The following is an 18322-nucleotide window of genomic DNA, read 5'->3' on the forward strand; positions in this document are numbered from 1 at the left end:
AAATGAAAAACCACAGAACTATTTCGGATAAATTCTTTTTAGTGATGAAGGGTCTTTTTATGGGTGCCGCGAACAAGGTTCCAGGTGTTTCCGGAGGTATTGTGGCTTTTGTTGGTGGGTTTTACGAAGAGTTTATCTACTCCCTACAAAAAATAAATGCCAAAGCCTTCAAACTACTGTTGAGCGGGAGGTTCAAAAGCTTCTATCGCTATACCAACGGGCAGTTTTTATCGTTGCTTATATTTGGGATGTTGGTAAGTTATTTCAGCGTTTCCAAAGTTCTTGATTATTTTCTGGCAAGGAAGGAACTATTCGTATGGGCCGCTTTTTTTGGAATGATCTTGGGATCTATTTACTATATCTCCAAGGATTTCGACCATTGGGGAAAAAAGACAATTCCTGCTGGTATAATTGGACTCATGATTGGTATATCTATAAGCTTCCTTAATCCCGCCACGGAAAATGACAACTTAATTTTCATCTTTTTCTGTGGTATTATCAGTGTTTCCGGAATGACGCTCCCTGGCCTGTCCGGATCATTTATACTGATACTTTTAGGGAATTATGTGCTGCTATTAGTAGATTCCGTAAATGCATTGTACGACACTTTTTCAGAAATACTTAAAGGTGATTACGGTTTTATAGATAATAGCAAGCGTTTGAATACCTTGAAAATCCTCGGAGTTTTCACCGCCGGTTCAGCAGTAGGATTGGTAAGCCTTTCCCACCTGCTAAGTTACGTTCTTAAGCACTACAAACACATCACTACCGCCGTGATAATTGGCTTTATCAGTGGCTCTTTGGGAGTTGTTTGGCCTTGGAAGCAAACGTTATTTAAAACAGACCATATGGGGAAATTACTTTTGGATTCCAACAACAATCCCATTATAAAGAATTACAAACGGTATTTACCCAATATAACAGATGGCGAAACTTGGTGGGCCATCTTTTTTATCATTTTTGGAATATTCATTTTATTAGCCTTGGATTGGTATGGAAAAAACAGAGCAAAAGACGCATAGATATGGATTGATAGGAAGAAATATTTCCTACTCGTTTTCCCAAGGATATTTCACTGAAAAATTTTCAGGATTAGGTTTGCATACTCATTCCTATGAGAATTTTGATCTGGACACCATTGAACAGTTCCCAGATATTATGAGCCAGAACAAAAATATTAAAGGGTTTAATGTCACCATTCCCTACAAGGAAAAGATAATGCCATTTTTAACCAAAATAGATTTAGAGGCAAAAGCTATCGGAGCGGTAAACACCATAAGGATAGTGAAAGGCCAAACTATAGGCTACAACACAGATGCTTACGGTTTTTATAAATCCATTGCCCCACACTTAGAGGAACATCACAAAAATGCATTGATTTTAGGTACAGGAGGAGCCTCTAAGGCCATATCTTATGTTCTTGAAAGATTAAGGATATCCTATGTATTTGTATCCAGAAATCCAGCAAAGGGCCAATTAAACTACAGTGAACTAAATGCGGAATTGTTGCAAAAAAATACCCTCATAATTAATTGTACTCCTTTGGGAACTTTTCCAAATATAACGGACAAACCTAATATTCCCTACAAGAACATTACGACCAAACACCTATTATTTGATCTTATTTATAATCCCGAAAAAACGGCATTTTTACTGGAAGGAGAACTACAGGGTGCAAGAATCTGCAATGGATCCAAAATGCTAGAATTCCAGGCTGAAAAAGCTTGGGAAATCTGGAATTTATCAGCTACAGACCAATAAACCATTGATTCCTAAATAACAGCCCTCAAAAGTGTTGTTATAATAGCCCTAAACAGAAGTTTCATTATCTTTGTTAATAAATAGGTTGTAATTATATTATTGTACATTACGCCCAAATAGCTATAAACATTCATAAAATGTTAGAAGACAAAGAAGATAAACTACAGAATAATGTAGGTGAAGAGGAAAATCCAGGGAAAACTGAAACCTCAAATAATTTGACTAATAGTGAGGTAACACCCGCTATTTCGGACCATGAAAATGAGGGATCTGGTAGCGATGAAGATTCTGGAGACCAAAATTTAACGGCAAAGCCGGAAGATGACACAACCAATGTAGGTGAAGGTATAGAAGTAGAAGAAGAAAAGGAGACAACATCACCTAAAAACGATGATGTTGAAAGCACTCAACCCTCAGCGATAAAGGACAATTCAGATTCCGCAACAGAAAAATCTTCTCCACAGAGCAGTCCTAAGTTGGACTCCACGGAAAAAGAAGAAGATGTACTGGAGGAAATTGACGAATCCAATGCAGAGGATGCCGAGGACAAGGATAATGAACAACGTCATCAGATCCATATGCCAGACTACCATTCCATGTCCATGGAAAACTTGGTAGGGGAACTACAGCGCTTGGTGCGGAATGAAAAGGTGCAGGCCATAAAAAAGCATGTAGATGGAATTAAATATGAATTCGATTTAAAATTCCAAGAGCTTATTGACGAAAAAAAGGAAGAGTTCATCAGTAGTGGTGGTAACGAAATAGATTTCAGATATAATTCCGTAACCAAAAGACAATTTAACGAAGTCTATTCAGATTACAGGGAAAAGAGAAATACATATTATAAAAACCTAGAACAAGGACTGAAAGCTAATTTAGCCAATAGGTTAGAAATCATAAATGATTTAAAAGGGTTGGTGAATATTGAGGAAGACATCAACACTACGTATAAGAATTTCAAGGACATTCAGGAACGATGGAAGATTGCAGGACCAATACCACGTACCAACTACAACGATGTTTGGCGAACCTATCAACATCATATTGAAATATTTTATGATTTTCTTCATTTAAACAGGGAGCTTCGGGACCTTGACTTTAAGCATAATTATGAAGAAAAATTAAAAATAGTAGAACGTGCCGAAGTTTTAGTAACGGTAGAGGACTTAAGTGCAGCCTTTCAAGAGTTACAAAGCCTTCACAAGATTTGGAAAGAAGATATTGGGCCTGTAGGAAAAGAGAATAGAGAGGAAATATGGGATCGCTTTAGCAAGGCTACAAAACAACTTCACCAAAGAAGGCAGGAACACTACAAGGAACTCGAAAAGGATTATGAGGTTAATTTGGTTAAGAAAAACCAAATAATCGAATCCATAAAAAATATAGTCTCCAATATTGCCACCAAACACAAAGACCTACAACAGCAGATCGGGGAAATAGAAAAACTCAGAGATCAATTTTTTAAAGCTGGAAAGGTCCCACAAAAGGTAAACGAACAAACTTGGGCAAATTTTAAGGATGCTGTTCGAGAATTTAATAGGAATAAGAACAACTATTATAAAAATCTAAAGAAAGAACAACAGGTTAATTTAGATAAAAAAAGGGCCTTATTAGACCTTGCCATATCCCTTAAGGAAAGCGAGGATTGGGATAGCACGACCCAAGAAATGAAAAGGATCCAAAATGAATGGAAAAAAATTGGACACGTACCTAGAAAATATTCCGATAAAATCTGGAAAGAATTCAAAACTGCTTGCAACCATTATTTTGATCGTTTCCACGCCTTAAAAAATGAGGCACATAAGGAGGAAGCCGAAAATTTTGACCTTAAGAATGCCTGCTTGGAAAAATTGAAGCAATTTGAATTGAGCGGTAACAAGAACAAGGATTTGACCACCCTTAAGGAATTAATTGCCGAATGGAAGGAATCTGGCAAAGTACCCTACAACAAAAAGAGCATTAATGCTAAGTTCAACAAGATTTTGGATGCCATTTTCAAGAAATTGGACATCAACCGACAAGAGGCCGAACTTCTAAAATACGGAAACAAGATTCAGCAGTTGGCCAACAATGACAACGACTATGCTATTTCTAACGAGCGTACTTTTATAAGAAGAAAAATAGACGACAGCAAGAACGAGATCAGGCAATTGGAGAATAACCTTCAGTTCTTCTCCAATGCTTCCGAGGACAACCCTGTAGTCAAGGAGGTTATTAAAAACATAAATAACCACAAAGATTCATTGGCCACTTGGAAGGCAAAGCTCAAGAAATTGAATATATTAGAAAATAATTTAATCAAGGAAGCCGAAGAATCGGAGGGGGAGCAAAGCGCAACCGAAGAGGAGGCCTAATTTGGTTGAACCGGGTCCATTGCGATAAGCAAGGATCTGTGCACAATTATGTACAAACACCCCATTTACCGTCGGTAAATGGGGTGTTATATTTAAATGAGGTAGCAGCAATACACCAGCCCACTAGTTTTGCTTTATTTTAGACACCTCCTACCACCTCTTCTAACTTGTTAGAGACATTACACTTTCCCATTCTTGGAAATACTTTGTACTATGTATTAAACACAATAAAAAAAGTCACTCTAAATGCGGGGAAACCCACACATTAAGAATGACTTGATGTAGTCTTAAATTAAGCGATTTACACGCTTTTAAGCTGCTCCTTCAAGGATACCTGCTATCATCTATTTAGCGACGTTTACAGCCCTTGTTTCCCGGATAACGGTAACTTTCACCTGCCCAGGATAGGTCATATCGGTCTGTATTTTTTGAGAAATTTCAAAAGAAAGTTCTGCTGCTCTGTCATCGCTAACTCTTTCACTTTCCACGATAACCCTAAGTTCTCTCCCCGCTTGGATGGCATATGCTTTTTGCACCCCACCAAATCCGAAAGCGATCTCTTCTAAGTCTTTTAGACGTTGGATATAGGAATCCAACACCTGTCTTCTTGCACCCGGCCTGGCACCGCTAATAGCATCACACACCTGTACGATAGGAGCGATCAAGGTCTTCATCTCAATCTCATCGTGGTGAGCTCCTATAGCGTTGCAAACATCTTCTTTTTCACCAAATTTCTCCGCCCATTGCATTCCAAGGATAGCATGTGGGGTCTCTACTTCGGCTTCTGTGTTGGGCACCTTACCAATATCGTGCAATAGACCTGCACGTTTTGCCAATTTTGGGTTTAAACCTAGTTCGGCCGCCATAACTCCACAGAGTTTAGCTACCTCTCTAGAGTGTTGTAAAAGATTCTGACCATAAGAGGATCTGTATTTCATTCTCCCCACGGCTTTAATCAATTCTGGATGCAGTCCATGTATTCCAAGATCGATTACGGTACGTTTACCAATTTCAACTATCTCTTCCTCTATCTGTTTCTCTGTCTTTTTCACGACCTCCTCAATACGTGCCGGATGTATCCTTCCGTCGGTAACTAATTTATGAAGTGATAGTCGGGCAACTTCCCTTCTAACGGAATCGAAACACGAAAGGATAATAGCCTCTGGGGTATCGTCTACAATGATCTCTACGCCTGTTGCCGCTTCCAAAGCCCTAATATTTCTACCCTCACGGCCTATAATTCTACCCTTAACATCATCGGATTCCAAATTAAACACAGAGACACAATTTTCAACGGCCTCTTCAGTTCCAATTCGCTGTATCGTATTTATTACAATTTTCTTAGCCTCCTGATGCGCCGTAAGTTTAGCTTCCTCAATAGTGTTCTGTATAAAGGACATGGCATCGGATTTGGCGGTTTCCTTTAGGGATTCCAACAATTGTGATTTCGCATCATCTGCAGACAATCCAGAAATAACTTCCAACTGTTGCACTTGGCTTTTATGAAGTTTTTCTAACTCGGATTGTTTCTTGTCGAAAAACTCGCTTTTATAATCGACTTCTTTCAACTTGCTTTCCAGTTGATCACTCATTTTCTTCCCCTTAGCAAGTTCACTACTCACTTGAGATTCTTTATCTCTTGTGCGTTTTTCTGCTTCGGAGATCTTTTTATCCTTGTTTATTATAACCTTTTCATGTTCGGCCTTAAGCTCCAAAAACTTTTCTTTGGCCTGGAAAATTTTGTCTTTTTTAATATTATCACCTTCAATTTGAGCCTCCTTAACGATGTTGGCTCCTTCTTTTTTTGCGTTGGAAATGATCTTGGACCCCTTGCCCTTCTCCATAAACTTTGCAATGGCAAAACCGATCACCAGTCCAACCAAACCCATTATTATTGCTATACTCTCCATATATATGTTAAAATTTAATAAAAAAAAAGCCCACATTGACGGAAGATTTGTACAAACCCCGATAAACAGGTTTAGGGCTACCAGACTGATCAAGGATCCTTATACTAGTAAGGCTTGCTTTTACAATCTAAACTCACCCTTTTCAAACAAATTAGTGTTGAGTTTGTCAAAAATTAATTACCAATGTGGGCAGTAACTATATTTATTTTAAAGAACGTTATTTTATCCCTAGCTTGGAATCTATCAACTGGTCTAATGCTTTGAGTCGCTCAGCGGTTTCCGCCACACCATCCATTTCATCTATTCCCTTTTGCTCAATCTTAGAGGCAAACTGTAGTGCGCACATGGCCAACACATCCTGTTTATCCCGTACAGCATAGTTTTGCTCAAATTTCTTTGCCAACTGCTCTATATTCTTAGCGGCCTTTCTTAGACCCTCTTCTTGTGAGGGGTCTATGGTTAGCGGATATACCCTATCTGCTATAGAAAGCTTAATTTTGAGCTTTTCTGCCATATTATCGATTTACATTATTCCGAAAGTTGTACAATACAATGATCCAATTCCCTTATTAATGTATTTATTTTAAGCTTCGCTTCAGTTTTATTTGTATCACTGCCCAGCATTGTACTTGCCAACTTCAGTGAATTGTATTTCTCCTGCCATTCAACTACCGAAGCTGTTGTTGCTTCGTGATCATTCTTAACAGCAAGCAATTCCTCTTCTAATTTAAGGTTCGTTTGCTGTAAAAGCGTTAGCTGGTGCAACAACTTACTTATTTTATTCTCTAAAGAATCTACAATATCAACCAATTCACTCATATGCAAATAGCAATGCATTTTACACAAAGTTAATATACCTCGCTCTACTAAGCAATTCTTTTTTCGATTATTCTGAAAGTAATAATTCAACAACTTGTAACTACCCTATCTATGCAACTTGTAACTTATTTAAAACTAAGACTTTTTTTTGATTTTGAAAGGTATTAATTACTTTCGCTTCAATTTAGAAATACTATGAGAGGGACTATTTTAGGATTTTATTTATTACTTGCACTTTTTGGTTATGGACAAGCAGAATATCCTACGGATGTTTTTAGGCCCCCATTGGATATTCCCATAATTTTATCGGGAACTTTCGGGGAATTACGATCCAATCATTTTCATGCTGGGGTAGATATAAAGACACAACAAAGAGAAGGAATCCCTGTGTACTCCATTGGTGACGGAAGGATTACTAGAATAAAGGTTTCACCATGGGGGTACGGCAAGGCCATTTATATTGCCCATCCCAATGGTTATACTTCGGTCTACGGCCATCTTCAAAAGTTTTCTCCAGAAATTGAAGCTTATGTAAAGAAAGTACAATACCAAAAAAAGTCGTTCGCCGTTGAGATATTTCCCGAAATAACCGAACTACCACTCCTTAAAGGGTCGCTTATTGCCTATTCTGGAAATACAGGTGGATCTGCCGGGCCCCATCTCCATTTCGAAATTAGAAGCAGCGCGTCGGAGATGCCCACAAATCCCTTACTTTACGGGTTAGAGGTCCGTGATGCCACAAACCCCACCCTGCTTGCCGCCTATGCCTATCCTTTATCAGATGATGCGCAGGTAAACCAAAGTCGGGACAAGGTGAAATTAATGTACCACCGCCAGGCAGACGGTTCCTATTTGGCAGATAAGGTAACCGCTACCGGACTCCTAGGATTTGGAATAAACACCTACGATAGACAGGATCTGGCCGCGAACAAGAATGGACCATATTCAATAAAACAATTTGTGAATGGAAAATTATACACGGATTATGCTTTTGAAACCTTTTCCTTTCCCGAAGGGAGATACATAAATACGCTTATAGATTATGCCCATTATGCAACGCATCAAGAAAGGATTCAAAAATGCTATAAAGACCCCAGTAATTTATTGAGCATTTACAATACTATTTACAACGACGGAAAAATAGCAATTACCGAAGGACTTTCATACAATGTGGAAATTCACATCAGTGATTTGGCGGGAAATACGACAAAATTGATTATTCCGGTGGAAGGGAAAATTCAAGAAATTAAAATCCCAAGAAAGGACGAAAAGACTGATACTTACATCATTGCCAAAAAACCGAATAATTTTGACCTGGATGGCGCCAAGGTATATTTCCCTGCCAATACCTTCTATGATAATTTCTATATCGACCTAAAGAAAGGAAAGGATACGGTAACTATCCACAATAGCAAAGTTCCCGTACATAGGAATTTTACAATAACTTTTGACGTTTCAAAATACTCCAATGAAGAAAGAAGTCAGATGTTTATAGGCAGATTGGACAAGAACCTAACCCCTAATTATTCATCCACCTATAAACGAGGGAATACCTTTACATCTAGGACACGAAATTTGGGGACGTATACACTTGCAAAGGATACCGTAGCCCCTAGGATACGTCCGAAAAATTTTAAGGACAAGCAGTGGCTTACCAATTATAATTATTTAAGCCTTAGAATAGACGATAATTTAAGCGGGATAGACACGTATACAGCTACCTTAAACGGGGAGTGGATACTTATGGAGTATGAACCAAAGGACAATACCATAACCTATAACTTTGATGATGTTATTCTGGATAAGAAACAGTGCGACTTAAAAGTTATCGTTACCGATAACGTAGGCAACAGCAGCACATTTACCAGTACCTTTTATCGAAAATAAAAATTAAAGGAAATTTGGACAACTTTTAAAAGTGGAACTAAATAACTTTAGCCATACAAGGGTTTTAATTTCTAAAGCGCACCGTTTTTAAATGAATACATTAAGAAATCATTAGGGAATTGGTTTAGGAAATTCCCATATTTTTGCAATTGCATAAATTCTATTCCTAAAAATGAGCTTTCCCTTTAGGAGAGGGAAAGAAATAAAATGAAGATCTATTTCAGCAACTCACTTTCCATACTTAATTGGGCTGTCCAAAATAGGGATCGTATTAAAAACTTTTAAAATAAAACCTTCGGATGAAAAATAAGTTTCTATTCCTATTTGCCCTAATATGTTTCAGCCTAAATGCCCAAAAGAACATATACGAGAGCGATAAATTTGACGAGCTTAGCCAAAAGCACGAAACCTTGGCTATTATCCCCTTTATTACGAATTTGGAACTCAAAGACAAAATTTCAGCAATAGAATTGAAACACTTGGAACAAAAAGAGGGCTACGAGGTACAAAATGCCTTAGAGACCTATTTTTCCAAAAGAAAGAAAAAAAAGAAATTCTCAGTGGAATTTCAAAACACCAAGAACACCAACGCTCTATTAAATCAGGAGAACATAACCTATGAAAATATAGACATCTATACCGTAAAACAGCTCTGCGAAATTTTAGGGGTAGATGGTCTTATCAGCGGCAGTCTAGATCTCAACGTACTTTTATCTAAAGGGGTCTCTACAGATTTTAGACTAATGGACTATATTAACGGAGATGCCAATTACGGTAGGATAGGGGTAAAAATAAGCGATGGATCCACAGGTAAATTACTTTGGAAATACGAAAAACAGATCAATAAAAAATCGGGCAAAAACACTACCGATCTTATAGAACAAATGATGAAAATGACCACAAGGAAGTTCCCGTATGATCGGGAACGTCCACGGGATAGAAGAAAGAGCTAGTTTTTATCAAACTCTTGCAATACTTGGATCACATAATCCAATTCTTCCTTGGTATTGTATTTGGAAAATGAGAATCTCAAGGAGGGCTTTTTACTATTTTCCGCAGAAAGTATCTCCATAAGCACATGCGAACCAAGATTACTTCCAGACTGACAAGCACTTCCGGCGGAACACGCTATTCCATTGATATCTAAGTGAAACAATAACATCAGGGCCTTTTCTGGATCAAATGGAAGACAGACATTTACCAACGTATACGTACTTTTTACCATTTTACCAGAATGCCCATTAAATTGCACCTCTGGAATGGCCGCCTGTAATTTCTCCAAAAAGTATTGCTTTAGACTACTTATATATTCTCTCTCCTCCACTAGATTTTGATACGCCAAAACAAAAGCCTCTTCCAAGCCCACAATATTGTGAAACGGTTCTGTCCCCGCCCTAAATCCGCGTTCCTGGGAACCGCCCAAAATCATAGGTTTTAGACCCGAATTTCTTTTGATATAAGCAAAGCCAATTCCTTTTGGTCCATGAAATTTATGAGCAGCAGCCGTAAGAAAATGAATATGTGTTTTCTGCAAGTCCCAAGAAAAATGACCAATAGACTGCACGGTATCGGAATGAAACAAGGCTTCATATTGCGCACAAAGCTTCCCTACAGCATCAATATCCAGCACGTTTCCAATCTCATTGTTCACGTGCATTAAACTAACCAGTTTTTTATGGTCGTCTTTTTTTAGCAAAGATTCTAAATGTCCTAAGTCTGGATTACCAAATTCGTCCAATTCCACATATTGAAGGCTAATCCCATACTCCTGCTCCAATTCCCAAGCCGTATGCAAGACCGCATGATGCTCTATTTTTGAAGTGATTAGGGTTTTAACCCCAAGATCCCTCACCGCACAACGCAGCACCATATTATCTGCCTCGGTACCACCAGAGGTGAAAATAATTTCGGATGGATGGGCATTAAGTTGTTTTGCAATCGTTTTTCTAGCCTTTTCGATACCTGTTTTTGCGGATCTGCCAAAACTGTGGGAAGAAGAAGGATTCCCATAACAGTTCGTCAAGGCTTCCTGCATTTTCACTATTACCTCTGGCCTAACCTGGGTTGTTGCGGCGCTATCCAAATATACTCTTTTCATTGAAAAATATTGAATTCATAAAAATTCCCATACCAAAATACAGGAGTACAAAAATACTTGAAATAAAGTTAATTTACTGTAAAATACGGGTAGAGGTCTAGGTTTATAACTTAAATTTCGATTAAATTTGAAGCATGAAAAATATTTTGTTATTCGTTTTATTGATAAGCCTTTATTCCTGCGACGATGGAGACCTACAGATTGAAACGATAAATTTTGACGATAGTGAAATCCAATTTTGCGAAAGTGCTCCAACCACCTCTAGCGACCTATTTTTTAAAATAGCGGGCAATGAGGCATTGATTCTTACAATAAAAAGCGGCACTTTAAAAAACGAAGCATCGGATGGGGAGGTACAATATCCAGTATCTGGAGACACTAAGGTCACGTATCGCATCTTTTCAGATAAGTTGAGCAAAAATTACTTTTGTGATGTAGTTCCACCAACCACTCCTACCGTAACCCAAGAAATTGAAGCTCAAGGCGGATTTGTATTAATAACGACCACTGCCAAGATAGAAGGCGAGACTACCACTTACGAACACACCATAAGATTAAGTGAAATATCGCTAGTAAACAAGAGCAACGATCAACGTATTACAGATCTGAGAATAAACGAATTTGGTACGGTCACTACCAAATAAGAAGGCTCCTATTACAGACAAATATTAGTTCTGATAAAAATAGACTTCCGTGGCACCCATCCCGTATTTTTGGTAATCGGCATCGTAATATTTTACATTCTCGTACTTCCGGAATAAATAATAGAGTTCCTCTTTTAGCACCCCTTCTCCCACTCCGTGGATAAATACAACTTTTTGAATTCGTTTGCGCATGGCAAAATCCAGTTGTCTTTTTGCCGTTTCCAACTGAATATTCATTATATCAAAATTGGACATCCCTTTGGCCTTAGTGGTTAACTTTTCTATATGGAGATCTATTTCCATTTTGGGAGCATTGCGTTCTTTGGGTTTAGACACCGGCCGATTACGCCGCTTGGGAACCTCCTTTTCGGCTTTAATTTGGGCAACCTCAAAATTGGAAACTGATATTTCCTGATCATCGGGTATGGAAAGCAATTCCTTGTAAGAATATTTTAATAGAAATCCATCGGTACTTTCCACAGTAATTTCCTCACCCTCAATTCTTACGATAGTTCCGCTTACGGTATCGTCTATGGCTTCTACCTTGTCCCCTTTCTTAAAATCCATCGCCATCTTCTTTATTCCGTTCCCGTTCATCCAATTGTACACTACTCCACAGTTGGGTAGATTTATAGAGTCCGAACATTAATAATACAAAACCAATCATCAACGCAAACTCCTCTTCCATAAACTTATCACCATAACCGGCAATTAACCCTCCTATTATGACCAGCACTAAATAAATAGTTCGTTTTATTTTCATTGCCCAAAAATAATAGTAATTTTCCGCAAACAATTATATTAGCACTTAAAAAAAGGTATATAATGATACCCCTGTCACAGATGGAGAACTACATGCTACCTTGTTTAAACAGGCAAGTTTTTGGTATTGACTGTCCAGGTTGCGGTATACAACGATCTATTTCCTTTATTCTTGAGGGTGATTTTATAGCGGCCTTTAAAATGTTTCCCGCTATTTACACCATTTTATTATTGATAGCCTTTTTGGGATTTAGCCTAGTTTTTGAAGTGAAAAATGGCTTTAAAATAAAGTTATACTTATTGTACCTAAATGCGGGTATCATGATCATTAGTTATATATTTAAAATGCTACAAATAATCTATTAAACTAAAACTATGGAACAACAAAAACTACCCAATGCAACGCTAATATTGGTCTTTGGAATAATTTCAATAGTAACCTGCTGTTGCTACGGTATTATTGGACTTATTTTCGGAATAATAGGCTTGGTACTAGCGAACAAGGCTACCAATATATACGCTCTAGATCCGGCATTATATGAAGGGTACAACAATGTGAAGCTGGGAAAAACCTTATCCATTATAGGTATTGTATTAAATATTCTGGTAGTTATATTTTTCATTTGGATAATTTCTATCATCGGCTGGGACTCCATGCAAAATGAGGAGCTAATGAGAGAGCGACTGGAAGACTACCTACAAAATATGGAGTAATCTTATTCGTTATATAAAAATAAATTCAACCAAACCAATGGAAAACATTCAAAGACCAAAACCAAACAACTATTTGATTCTAGCCATATTTAGTACGGTCCTATGCTGTATAATCCCTGGCATTGTCAGCATAGTCCATGCTGCTAAAGTAAATGAAGCTTATGCCCTTGAAAATTATGAAGCTGCCGAAAAGGCATCTAAAAATGCAAAAACATGGGCCCTTGTTAGCATCGGGATTGCAGTGTTTTTCTGGATAATCTATATTGCCATTTTCGGATTCGCCATTATTGGTGGCTTAATGAGTAGTGGTGATTTCTAAAACGTACAAAAAACCAATAATTATACTTTTGGGAGTACTAATCACAGGAATAGTACTCCTTTATTATTTTATGGACCCCAGTAGTTCTCCATATTTCCTAAAATGTCCTTTCTACCATATTACCGGATATTACTGTACGGGATGTGGCAGCCAAAGGGCACTTCATAATTTATTACACTTGGATATTGCCGGTGTAATGAGGCACAATGCCCTTTTCATCCCGGCTTTGTTATTGATCGCTTACCATTGGACCATAAAATACTTTCCCTTTAAGAATAGCAAAAAATATCCTGATATTGTCTATCACCCCAAAACACCGGTAATTGTTTTTTTGATCGTGGTGCTCTTCACGATTTTTAGAAACATTCCTTTGTTTCCATTTTCCCTCCTTGCTCCTGCCGGATAAAAAAAGCCCACTAAAATTAGCGGGCCTTTATTAAAAATTACTACATTAATCCTTTTATTTTTCGAACTTGTTTAGGGTTTTTATAATTATCGCCACACAGTCCAACAATTGCTCCCGTGTCATCACCAAAGGCGGTGCAAATCTAATGATGTTCCCATGGGTGGGTTTTGCCAATAGACCATTATCTCGTAAAGCCAAACAAATATCCCAAGCAGTAGAGCTGTTTTCGGTATCATTGATCAGAATGGCGTTTAAGAGACCTTTTCCCCTTACTGCATTCACTATAGCACTACTAGGTATAAATTTATTTAGCGCTGCTCTAAAAAGTGCACCCAATACCTGTGCATTTTCCGCCAATTTTTCCTCTTTAACAACCTCCAACGCGGCAATACCTACAGCCGCAGCTACTGGGTTACCTCCAAATGTACTCCCGTGGTTTCCAGGCCCAATCACATCCATGATTTCATTATCTGCCAATACGCAAGATACAGGGTAGGCACCTCCAGAAAGTGCTTTTCCTAAAATTAAGATATCAGCCTTAACGTTCTCATGATCCACCGCCAACATCTTTCCCGTTCTGCCAATCCCAGTCTGTACTTCATCGGCAATAAAGAGAACATCGTATTTTTCACAGAGTGCCTTAGCTTTAGCCAAATACCCTTCGGAGGGGACGTAAACTCCCGCTTCCCCTTGAATGGGCTCCACTAAAAATCCAGCTACATTATCATTGGTCTTCAACGTCTCTTCCAAGACGGATAAATTATCATATTCAATCTTAATGAATCCCTTGGTGTAGGGCCCAAAGTTTTTCCTCGCTATAGGATCGTTGGAAAAGGAGATTATAGTGGTGGTACGGCCATGAAAATTGTTCTCGCAAACTATTATCTCAGCTTCGTTCTCTGCCACTCCTTTTTTCTCATAGGCCCATTTCCTACAAATTTTTAAAGCAGTCTCAACCGCTTCTGCCCCCGTATTCATAGGCAGCAACTTATCGTAGCCAAAGGTTTCACAAGCATACTTTTCAAATTTCCCCAGGATATCATTATAAAACGCCCTAGAGGTCAAAGTCAATGTTTGCGCTTGACTTGTCATGGCATTTACAATTTTAGGATGGCAATGCCCTTGGTTTACAGCAGAATAGGCCGACAAGAAATCATAATACTTCTTTCCTTCAACATCCCATACATACACTCCCTCTCCCCTGCTTAAAACTACAGGCAACGGATGGTAGTTATGTGCTCCATACTTTTCTTCCAATGCTATTGCATCGCTAGAAGATAACTTTTCCAATACTGACATGAATTTATAAATTTTTAAATAAAACTATAGCAATTCCTTCTTGGGGAGAGAAATCATCCTTCGTAGTGCTGCTAAATTACAAAATATTAAATTTCCACATTACCATTCTTTCTGATAAAAAGAGAGTTTTACAGGTAGAATACTGTCAAAACAACATCCAAATTGAACTAAATTGCCATTTTAAAATAACTTCCGCAATCTACTGCGAAATGCAGCATCAAATATTCTTGGCAATTAGGAGTAATTATTAATAAAAATGCAATCTTCCCAAAATTACTTAAAGTTCATCTGAAATGGGATTAAATCCTGAAAAATTCCCCTATTTTTGCGCCATGCGCAGAAAGAATAAAAGACAGATTTTTGAAAACGTAGAGGTGGTAGATGCCGGAGCAAAAGGCAAGACTATAGGCAAAGCTCCTGATGGCAGGGTAATTTTCCTTACCAATACCGTTCCCGGTGATGTTGTAGACGTACAGACCACAAAAAAAAGAAAAGCCTATTTTGAGGGTGAAGCGATCCATTTTCACAGCTTATCCCAAAAAAGAACAACCCCCGTATGTGAGCATTTTGGGGTTTGTGGCGGATGCAAGTGGCAGGATATGGGATATGAACACCAGTTGTTTTACAAACAAAAAGAGGTGGAAAATAATTTACGTAGGATAGGGCATTTGGAACTCCCAGAAACCCTGCCAATTTTAGGTTCCAAAAAACAATATTTCTATAGAAATAAAATGGAATTTTCTTTTTCGGATAGCCGATGGTTAACCTTGGAGGAAATAAATTCTGGTAAAGATATCGAAGATAAGAATGCCTTAGGCTTCCATATTCCAGGCATGTGGGATAAAATTCTCGACATTAAAAAATGTCATTTACAGGATGACCCATCCAATGCCATTCGTTTGGCCATTAAAGAATTTGCGATAGAAAATGACCTTTCATTTTTTAATCCACGAAATCAGCATGGTTTATTACGAACAGTTATGATACGTACGTCATCTACTGGTGAAATTATGGTATTGGTCCAATTTTTTGAGAATGACCAAGAAAAGCGTCAGCTTTTAATGGATCATCTCGCCGCCAAATTCCCAGAGATTACGGCATTACTTTACGTTGTTAACTCGAAGCAAAACGATACCATCTACGATCAAGAAATTGTCTGTTATGCAGGAAGAGATCATATATTTGAGGCAATGGAAGGTCTTCAGTTTAAGATAACTGCAAAATCTTTTTACCAAACCAACTCGGACCAAGCCTTTGAACTATACAAAATAACAAGGGAATTTGCTGCTCTCACGGGAGAAGAGTTGGTATACGATCTTTATACCGGCACGGGTACTATAGCCCAATTTGTAGCAAAAAATTCCAAAAAGGTAGTTGGTATAGAATCCGTCCCAGAGGCGATTGCCGATGCAAAAGCAAATGCAGAAAGAAACAACATTTCCAATGTAGAGTTTTTTGTCGGGGACATGAAAAATGTTTTCAATGAGACCTTCATTGCTACCCACGGCAAGCCCGATATTATAATCACAGACCCCCCAAGGGATGGAATGCATAAGGATGTGGTGCAACAAATCCTCAATATTTCCCCAGAAAAAGTGGTTTACGTAAGTTGTAACAGTGCCACACAGGCAAGGGATCTAGAGCTGATGAAGGATGATTATGAAGTTGCCAAGGTACAGCCTGTAGACATGTTTCCCCAGACCCACCATGTGGAAAATGTTGTACTTTTGAAAAAACGCAAAAACCCGATTCAATCGTAATGATCAGCACTAAACTGCCCTTCGCGCTCCTTCTGGGCCTTATCGTTGTTTTCACCATAACTGTATTAAGTTGTGAAAAAGACGATATATGTGTAGATGGAAGCACTCCATTATTGGTTGTGCGGTTTTATGATGTGGCCAATAGGACTGAATTAAAAAAAGTACCCAGTTTTAGGATAGTAGGCATAGGTCAGAACACTACAGTTATTGGAATTGCTGATCGGTCCGATTTGGATTCCATTGCCATACCCTTAAAAGTTACTGAAAACACTACTGGTTTTTATTTTATTGCCAATTCAGCAGATGTAGATACCCAGGACTCGGACGGAGAACCTATAAAGGTCGAGGGCGGAGACATAGATAGCTTGTATTTTAATTACAATAGGACAGAGAAATTTGTTTCCAGAGCCTGTGGTCATATTGCTAATTACGAAAATCTAAGTAGCGATTTAAAATTGGAAAGTGAAAATTGGATAAAGGACATCGAATTTATAACCCCCTTGGTAGATAATTCAACCGAAGCCCATGTTAAAATATATCATTAGTAGTTTTTTATTCTTTGGTTTTCTTTTGGGGCATTCACAAACAAAACCCCTAGATCTTCAACCCAAGGATACGGTGAGTAGAACCGACCCTTATGGAATCAGGGTAGGTATAGATCTCAGTAAACTCCTTTTATCCACACTAAAGGAGGATTATACCGGCGTGGAAATAGTAGGAGATTATCGCCTTACCAATAATTGGTATTTGGCGGCAGAGTTGGGAAATGAAAAGAACACCAAACAAGAAGACCTTTTTAATTTTACTACCTCCGGAAGCTATCTAAAATTAGGAGCAGATTACAATACTTATGGTAATTGGTACGGGATGCACAATATTATCCACGTTGGGGGAAGGTATGCCCTTAGTAGCTTTAGCCAGACCCTTAACAATTACCAAATATTTGATTCCAACCGATATTGGTCCAATCCAGCCTATCAAATTGACCCAGACCCGAATGCCACAAACGATTTTCCAATTGGATCTAATGTTGCACAAGAATTCAGCAGCTTAAATGCTAGTTGGCTGGAAGCTGTCATAGGTGTCAAGGCAGAACTTTTTGCCAATATATTCTTGGGTGCCAGCGTAAGGATAGGTTATTTGGTTACTAATAAGGATCCCGAAGGTTTTCGCAATTTATGGATACCCGGCTTCAACAAGGTTACCGACGACAGTAATTTTGGGGTAGGATATAACTACACCCTGACCTACTTCTTGCCCCTGTACAAAAAAGCGAAAAAAAATAAAGAGGAAAAGAAGAAAACTAAAACAGCGGAAGAAGCCCCCTTAAATTAATTTATATCTCCCGCACCCCTTTTAGAAAGATCCATTTCATCATTAATTTTTTCCCGGTTTGAGTTTTAACAACTGCAAACTTAGGTGCCAGTATACTAGCCACTACCGCAGCTATTATCGCCAGCACAAGAGTGTCTAATGACAAAAACATGCCGAGTAGTAATCTGCCTGCTACAAATAAAATTGCGAAGCTTAGAAAATTATAAAGAAATGCTTTGTGTTTTGGTTTCAAGATACGAATGGTATTAATTTAA

21 protein-coding genes and 1 other RNA gene are annotated in these 18322 nt (G+C 38.2%); 13 read left to right on the forward strand and 9 right to left on the reverse strand.

The annotated features are described in order from the left end of the window. The first annotated feature begins 2 nt into the window (after positions 1–2). The 3 genes from KCTC52924_RS01295 (at position 3) to KCTC52924_RS01305 (ending at position 4115) form a co-directional block, all read left to right on the forward strand. Positions 3–1022: a DUF368 domain-containing protein gene (locus tag KCTC52924_RS01295; protein WP_251808566.1), complete on the forward strand. Its 1020-nt coding sequence runs from the start codon at positions 3–5 to the stop codon at positions 1020–1022. Beyond that, positions 994–1761, forward strand: coding sequence for a shikimate dehydrogenase (locus KCTC52924_RS01300; protein WP_251808565.1), 768 nt, complete (start codon positions 994–996; stop codon positions 1759–1761). Before KCTC52924_RS01295 ends, KCTC52924_RS01300 begins: the two co-directional genes overlap by 29 nt. Before the next feature lie 137 nt (positions 1762–1898). Further along, complete coding sequence (locus KCTC52924_RS01305; protein ID WP_251808564.1) at positions 1899–4115, forward strand: DUF349 domain-containing protein; 2217 nt, start codon at positions 1899–1901, stop codon at positions 4113–4115. A gap of 344 nt (positions 4116–4459) precedes the next feature. Here the strand turns inward: KCTC52924_RS01305 and rny are convergent, their stop codons facing one another. From rny to KCTC52924_RS01325, 4 genes are all read right to left on the reverse strand, one after another. Beyond that, entirely contained in the window at positions 4460–6025 is a 1566-nt protein-coding gene (gene rny, locus KCTC52924_RS01310) for a ribonuclease Y (RefSeq protein WP_251808563.1), read from the reverse strand. A 53-nt stretch (positions 6026–6078) separates the two neighbouring features. Further along, positions 6079–6188: non-coding RNA, 6S RNA (gene ssrS / locus KCTC52924_RS01315), on the reverse strand. A 54-nt stretch (positions 6189–6242) separates the two neighbouring features. Beyond that, positions 6243–6539, reverse strand: coding sequence for a cell division protein ZapA (locus KCTC52924_RS01320; protein WP_251808562.1), 297 nt, complete (start codon positions 6537–6539; stop codon positions 6243–6245). Between the two features lie 14 nt (positions 6540–6553). After that, positions 6554–6844 carry a hypothetical protein gene (locus tag KCTC52924_RS01325; RefSeq protein ID WP_251808789.1) on the reverse strand — a complete coding sequence of 97 codons (291 nt, stop codon included), beginning with the start codon at positions 6842–6844 and terminating at the stop codon, positions 6554–6556. 195 nt (positions 6845–7039) lie between these two features. Here KCTC52924_RS01325 and KCTC52924_RS01330 point away from each other — a divergent pair, with 195 nt between their 5' ends. Both KCTC52924_RS01330 and KCTC52924_RS01335 read left to right on the forward strand, forming a co-directional pair. After that, entirely contained in the window at positions 7040–8731 is a 1692-nt protein-coding gene (locus KCTC52924_RS01330; protein ID WP_251808561.1) for a M23 family metallopeptidase, read from the forward strand. Between the two features lie 299 nt (positions 8732–9030). Then, on the forward strand, positions 9031–9684 hold the full coding sequence (locus KCTC52924_RS01335) for a hypothetical protein (protein WP_251808560.1): 654 nt from the start codon (positions 9031–9033) through the stop codon (positions 9682–9684). Here KCTC52924_RS01335 and KCTC52924_RS01340 read toward each other — a convergent pair. Then, positions 9681–10829 carry a cysteine desulfurase family protein gene (locus KCTC52924_RS01340; protein ID WP_251808559.1) on the reverse strand — a complete coding sequence of 383 codons (1149 nt, stop codon included), beginning with the start codon at positions 10827–10829 and terminating at the stop codon, positions 9681–9683. The genes KCTC52924_RS01335 and KCTC52924_RS01340 overlap by 4 nt on opposite strands. Before the next feature lie 134 nt (positions 10830–10963). Between KCTC52924_RS01340 and KCTC52924_RS01345 the strand changes: the two genes are divergently transcribed. Further along, positions 10964–11473 (forward strand): hypothetical protein, encoded by a 510-nt coding sequence (locus KCTC52924_RS01345; protein ID WP_251808558.1) that lies wholly within the window; start codon positions 10964–10966, stop codon positions 11471–11473. A 24-nt stretch (positions 11474–11497) separates the two neighbouring features. On the opposite strand, the gene KCTC52924_RS01350 is transcribed toward KCTC52924_RS01345, so the two are convergent. After that, entirely contained in the window at positions 11498–12040 is a 543-nt protein-coding gene (locus KCTC52924_RS01350) for a Smr/MutS family protein (RefSeq protein WP_251808557.1), read from the reverse strand. Then, positions 12030–12236, reverse strand: a complete 207-nt coding sequence (locus KCTC52924_RS01355; RefSeq protein ID WP_251808556.1) for a hypothetical protein — start codon at positions 12234–12236, stop codon at positions 12030–12032. Before KCTC52924_RS01355 ends, KCTC52924_RS01350 begins: the two co-directional genes overlap by 11 nt. Before the next feature lie 62 nt (positions 12237–12298). Between KCTC52924_RS01355 and KCTC52924_RS01360 the strand changes: the two genes are divergently transcribed. Genes KCTC52924_RS01360 through KCTC52924_RS01375 form a run of 4 tightly spaced genes read left to right on the forward strand, consistent with a single transcriptional unit; the run spans position 12299 to position 13674 of the window. Next, positions 12299–12601 (forward strand): DUF2752 domain-containing protein, encoded by a 303-nt coding sequence (locus tag KCTC52924_RS01360; RefSeq protein ID WP_251808555.1) that lies wholly within the window; start codon positions 12299–12301, stop codon positions 12599–12601. A gap of 9 nt (positions 12602–12610) precedes the next feature. Then, positions 12611–12949, forward strand: coding sequence for a CCC motif membrane protein (locus KCTC52924_RS01365; RefSeq protein ID WP_251808554.1), 339 nt, complete (start codon positions 12611–12613; stop codon positions 12947–12949). Positions 12950–12986: 37 nt separating this feature from the next. Then, the gene (locus tag KCTC52924_RS01370; protein ID WP_251808553.1) at positions 12987–13268 is read left to right on the forward strand and encodes a CD225/dispanin family protein; all 282 of its coding nucleotides are present in this window, start codon (positions 12987–12989) and stop codon (positions 13266–13268) included. A gap of 28 nt (positions 13269–13296) precedes the next feature. After that, a complete protein-coding gene (locus tag KCTC52924_RS01375) occupies positions 13297–13674 on the forward strand; it encodes a DUF2752 domain-containing protein (protein ID WP_251808552.1) in 378 nt (125 codons plus the stop codon). 54 nt (positions 13675–13728) lie between these two features. On the opposite strand, the gene rocD is transcribed toward KCTC52924_RS01375, so the two are convergent. Continuing rightward, positions 13729–14973, reverse strand: a complete 1245-nt coding sequence (rocD, locus tag KCTC52924_RS01380; RefSeq protein ID WP_251808551.1) for an ornithine--oxo-acid transaminase — start codon at positions 14971–14973, stop codon at positions 13729–13731. Between the two features lie 332 nt (positions 14974–15305). On the opposite strand from rocD, the gene rlmD reads away from it, so the two are divergent. Genes rlmD through KCTC52924_RS01395 form a run of 3 tightly spaced genes read left to right on the forward strand, consistent with a single transcriptional unit; the run spans position 15306 to position 18068 of the window. Continuing rightward, positions 15306–16733, forward strand: a complete 1428-nt coding sequence (gene rlmD, locus KCTC52924_RS01385; RefSeq protein ID WP_251808788.1) for a 23S rRNA (uracil(1939)-C(5))-methyltransferase RlmD — start codon at positions 15306–15308, stop codon at positions 16731–16733. Next, positions 16733–17278 (forward strand): DUF6452 family protein, encoded by a 546-nt coding sequence (locus KCTC52924_RS01390; RefSeq protein WP_251808550.1) that lies wholly within the window; start codon positions 16733–16735, stop codon positions 17276–17278. The genes rlmD and KCTC52924_RS01390 overlap by 1 nt, the downstream gene beginning before the upstream one ends. Continuing rightward, positions 17259–18068, forward strand: coding sequence for a DUF6048 family protein (locus KCTC52924_RS01395; protein WP_251808549.1), 810 nt, complete (start codon positions 17259–17261; stop codon positions 18066–18068). Before KCTC52924_RS01390 ends, KCTC52924_RS01395 begins: the two co-directional genes overlap by 20 nt. A 1-nt stretch (position 18069) precedes the next feature. Here the strand turns inward: KCTC52924_RS01395 and KCTC52924_RS01400 are convergent, their stop codons facing one another. Continuing rightward, the gene (locus KCTC52924_RS01400; protein ID WP_370671497.1) at positions 18070–18300 is read right to left on the reverse strand and encodes a hypothetical protein; all 231 of its coding nucleotides are present in this window, start codon (positions 18298–18300) and stop codon (positions 18070–18072) included. Positions 18301–18322 lie beyond the last annotated feature (22 nt).

It is taken from the genome of Arenibacter antarcticus (genome assembly GCF_041320605.1).
Lineage (GTDB): Bacteria > Bacteroidota > Bacteroidia > Flavobacteriales > Flavobacteriaceae > Arenibacter > Arenibacter antarcticus.

Coding starts and splice junctions, on each gene's coding strand:
- KCTC52924_RS01295 (WP_251808566.1), top strand. CDS start 3: ATGAAAAACCACAGAACTATTTCGGATAAATTCTTTTTAGTGATGAAG.
- KCTC52924_RS01370 (WP_251808553.1), top strand. CDS start 12,987: ATGGAAAACATTCAAAGACCAAAACCAAACAACTATTTGATTCTAGCC.
- rocD (WP_251808551.1), bottom strand. CDS start 14,973: ATGTCAGTATTGGAAAAGTTATCTTCTAGCGATGCAATAGCATTGGAA.
- KCTC52924_RS01360 (WP_251808555.1), top strand. CDS start 12,299: ATGATACCCCTGTCACAGATGGAGAACTACATGCTACCTTGTTTAAAC.
- KCTC52924_RS01390 (WP_251808550.1), top strand. CDS start 16,733: ATGATCAGCACTAAACTGCCCTTCGCGCTCCTTCTGGGCCTTATCGTT.
- KCTC52924_RS01330 (WP_251808561.1), top strand. CDS start 7,040: ATGAGAGGGACTATTTTAGGATTTTATTTATTACTTGCACTTTTTGGT.
- KCTC52924_RS01300 (WP_251808565.1), top strand. CDS start 994: ATGGAAAAAACAGAGCAAAAGACGCATAGATATGGATTGATAGGAAGA.
- KCTC52924_RS01355 (WP_251808556.1), bottom strand. CDS start 12,236: ATGAAAATAAAACGAACTATTTATTTAGTGCTGGTCATAATAGGAGGG.
- KCTC52924_RS01325 (WP_251808789.1), bottom strand. CDS start 6,844: ATGAGTGAATTGGTTGATATTGTAGATTCTTTAGAGAATAAAATAAGT.
- KCTC52924_RS01340 (WP_251808559.1), bottom strand. CDS start 10,829: ATGAAAAGAGTATATTTGGATAGCGCCGCAACAACCCAGGTTAGGCCA.
- KCTC52924_RS01395 (WP_251808549.1), top strand. CDS start 17,259: ATGTTAAAATATATCATTAGTAGTTTTTTATTCTTTGGTTTTCTTTTG.
- KCTC52924_RS01335 (WP_251808560.1), top strand. CDS start 9,031: ATGAAAAATAAGTTTCTATTCCTATTTGCCCTAATATGTTTCAGCCTA.
- KCTC52924_RS01305 (WP_251808564.1), top strand. CDS start 1,899: ATGTTAGAAGACAAAGAAGATAAACTACAGAATAATGTAGGTGAAGAG.
- KCTC52924_RS01365 (WP_251808554.1), top strand. CDS start 12,611: ATGGAACAACAAAAACTACCCAATGCAACGCTAATATTGGTCTTTGGA.
- KCTC52924_RS01350 (WP_251808557.1), bottom strand. CDS start 12,040: ATGGATTTTAAGAAAGGGGACAAGGTAGAAGCCATAGACGATACCGTA.
- KCTC52924_RS01320 (WP_251808562.1), bottom strand. CDS start 6,539: ATGGCAGAAAAGCTCAAAATTAAGCTTTCTATAGCAGATAGGGTATAT.
- rlmD (WP_251808788.1), top strand. CDS start 15,306: ATGCGCAGAAAGAATAAAAGACAGATTTTTGAAAACGTAGAGGTGGTA.
- rny (WP_251808563.1), bottom strand. CDS start 6,025: ATGGAGAGTATAGCAATAATAATGGGTTTGGTTGGACTGGTGATCGGT.
- KCTC52924_RS01345 (WP_251808558.1), top strand. CDS start 10,964: ATGAAAAATATTTTGTTATTCGTTTTATTGATAAGCCTTTATTCCTGC.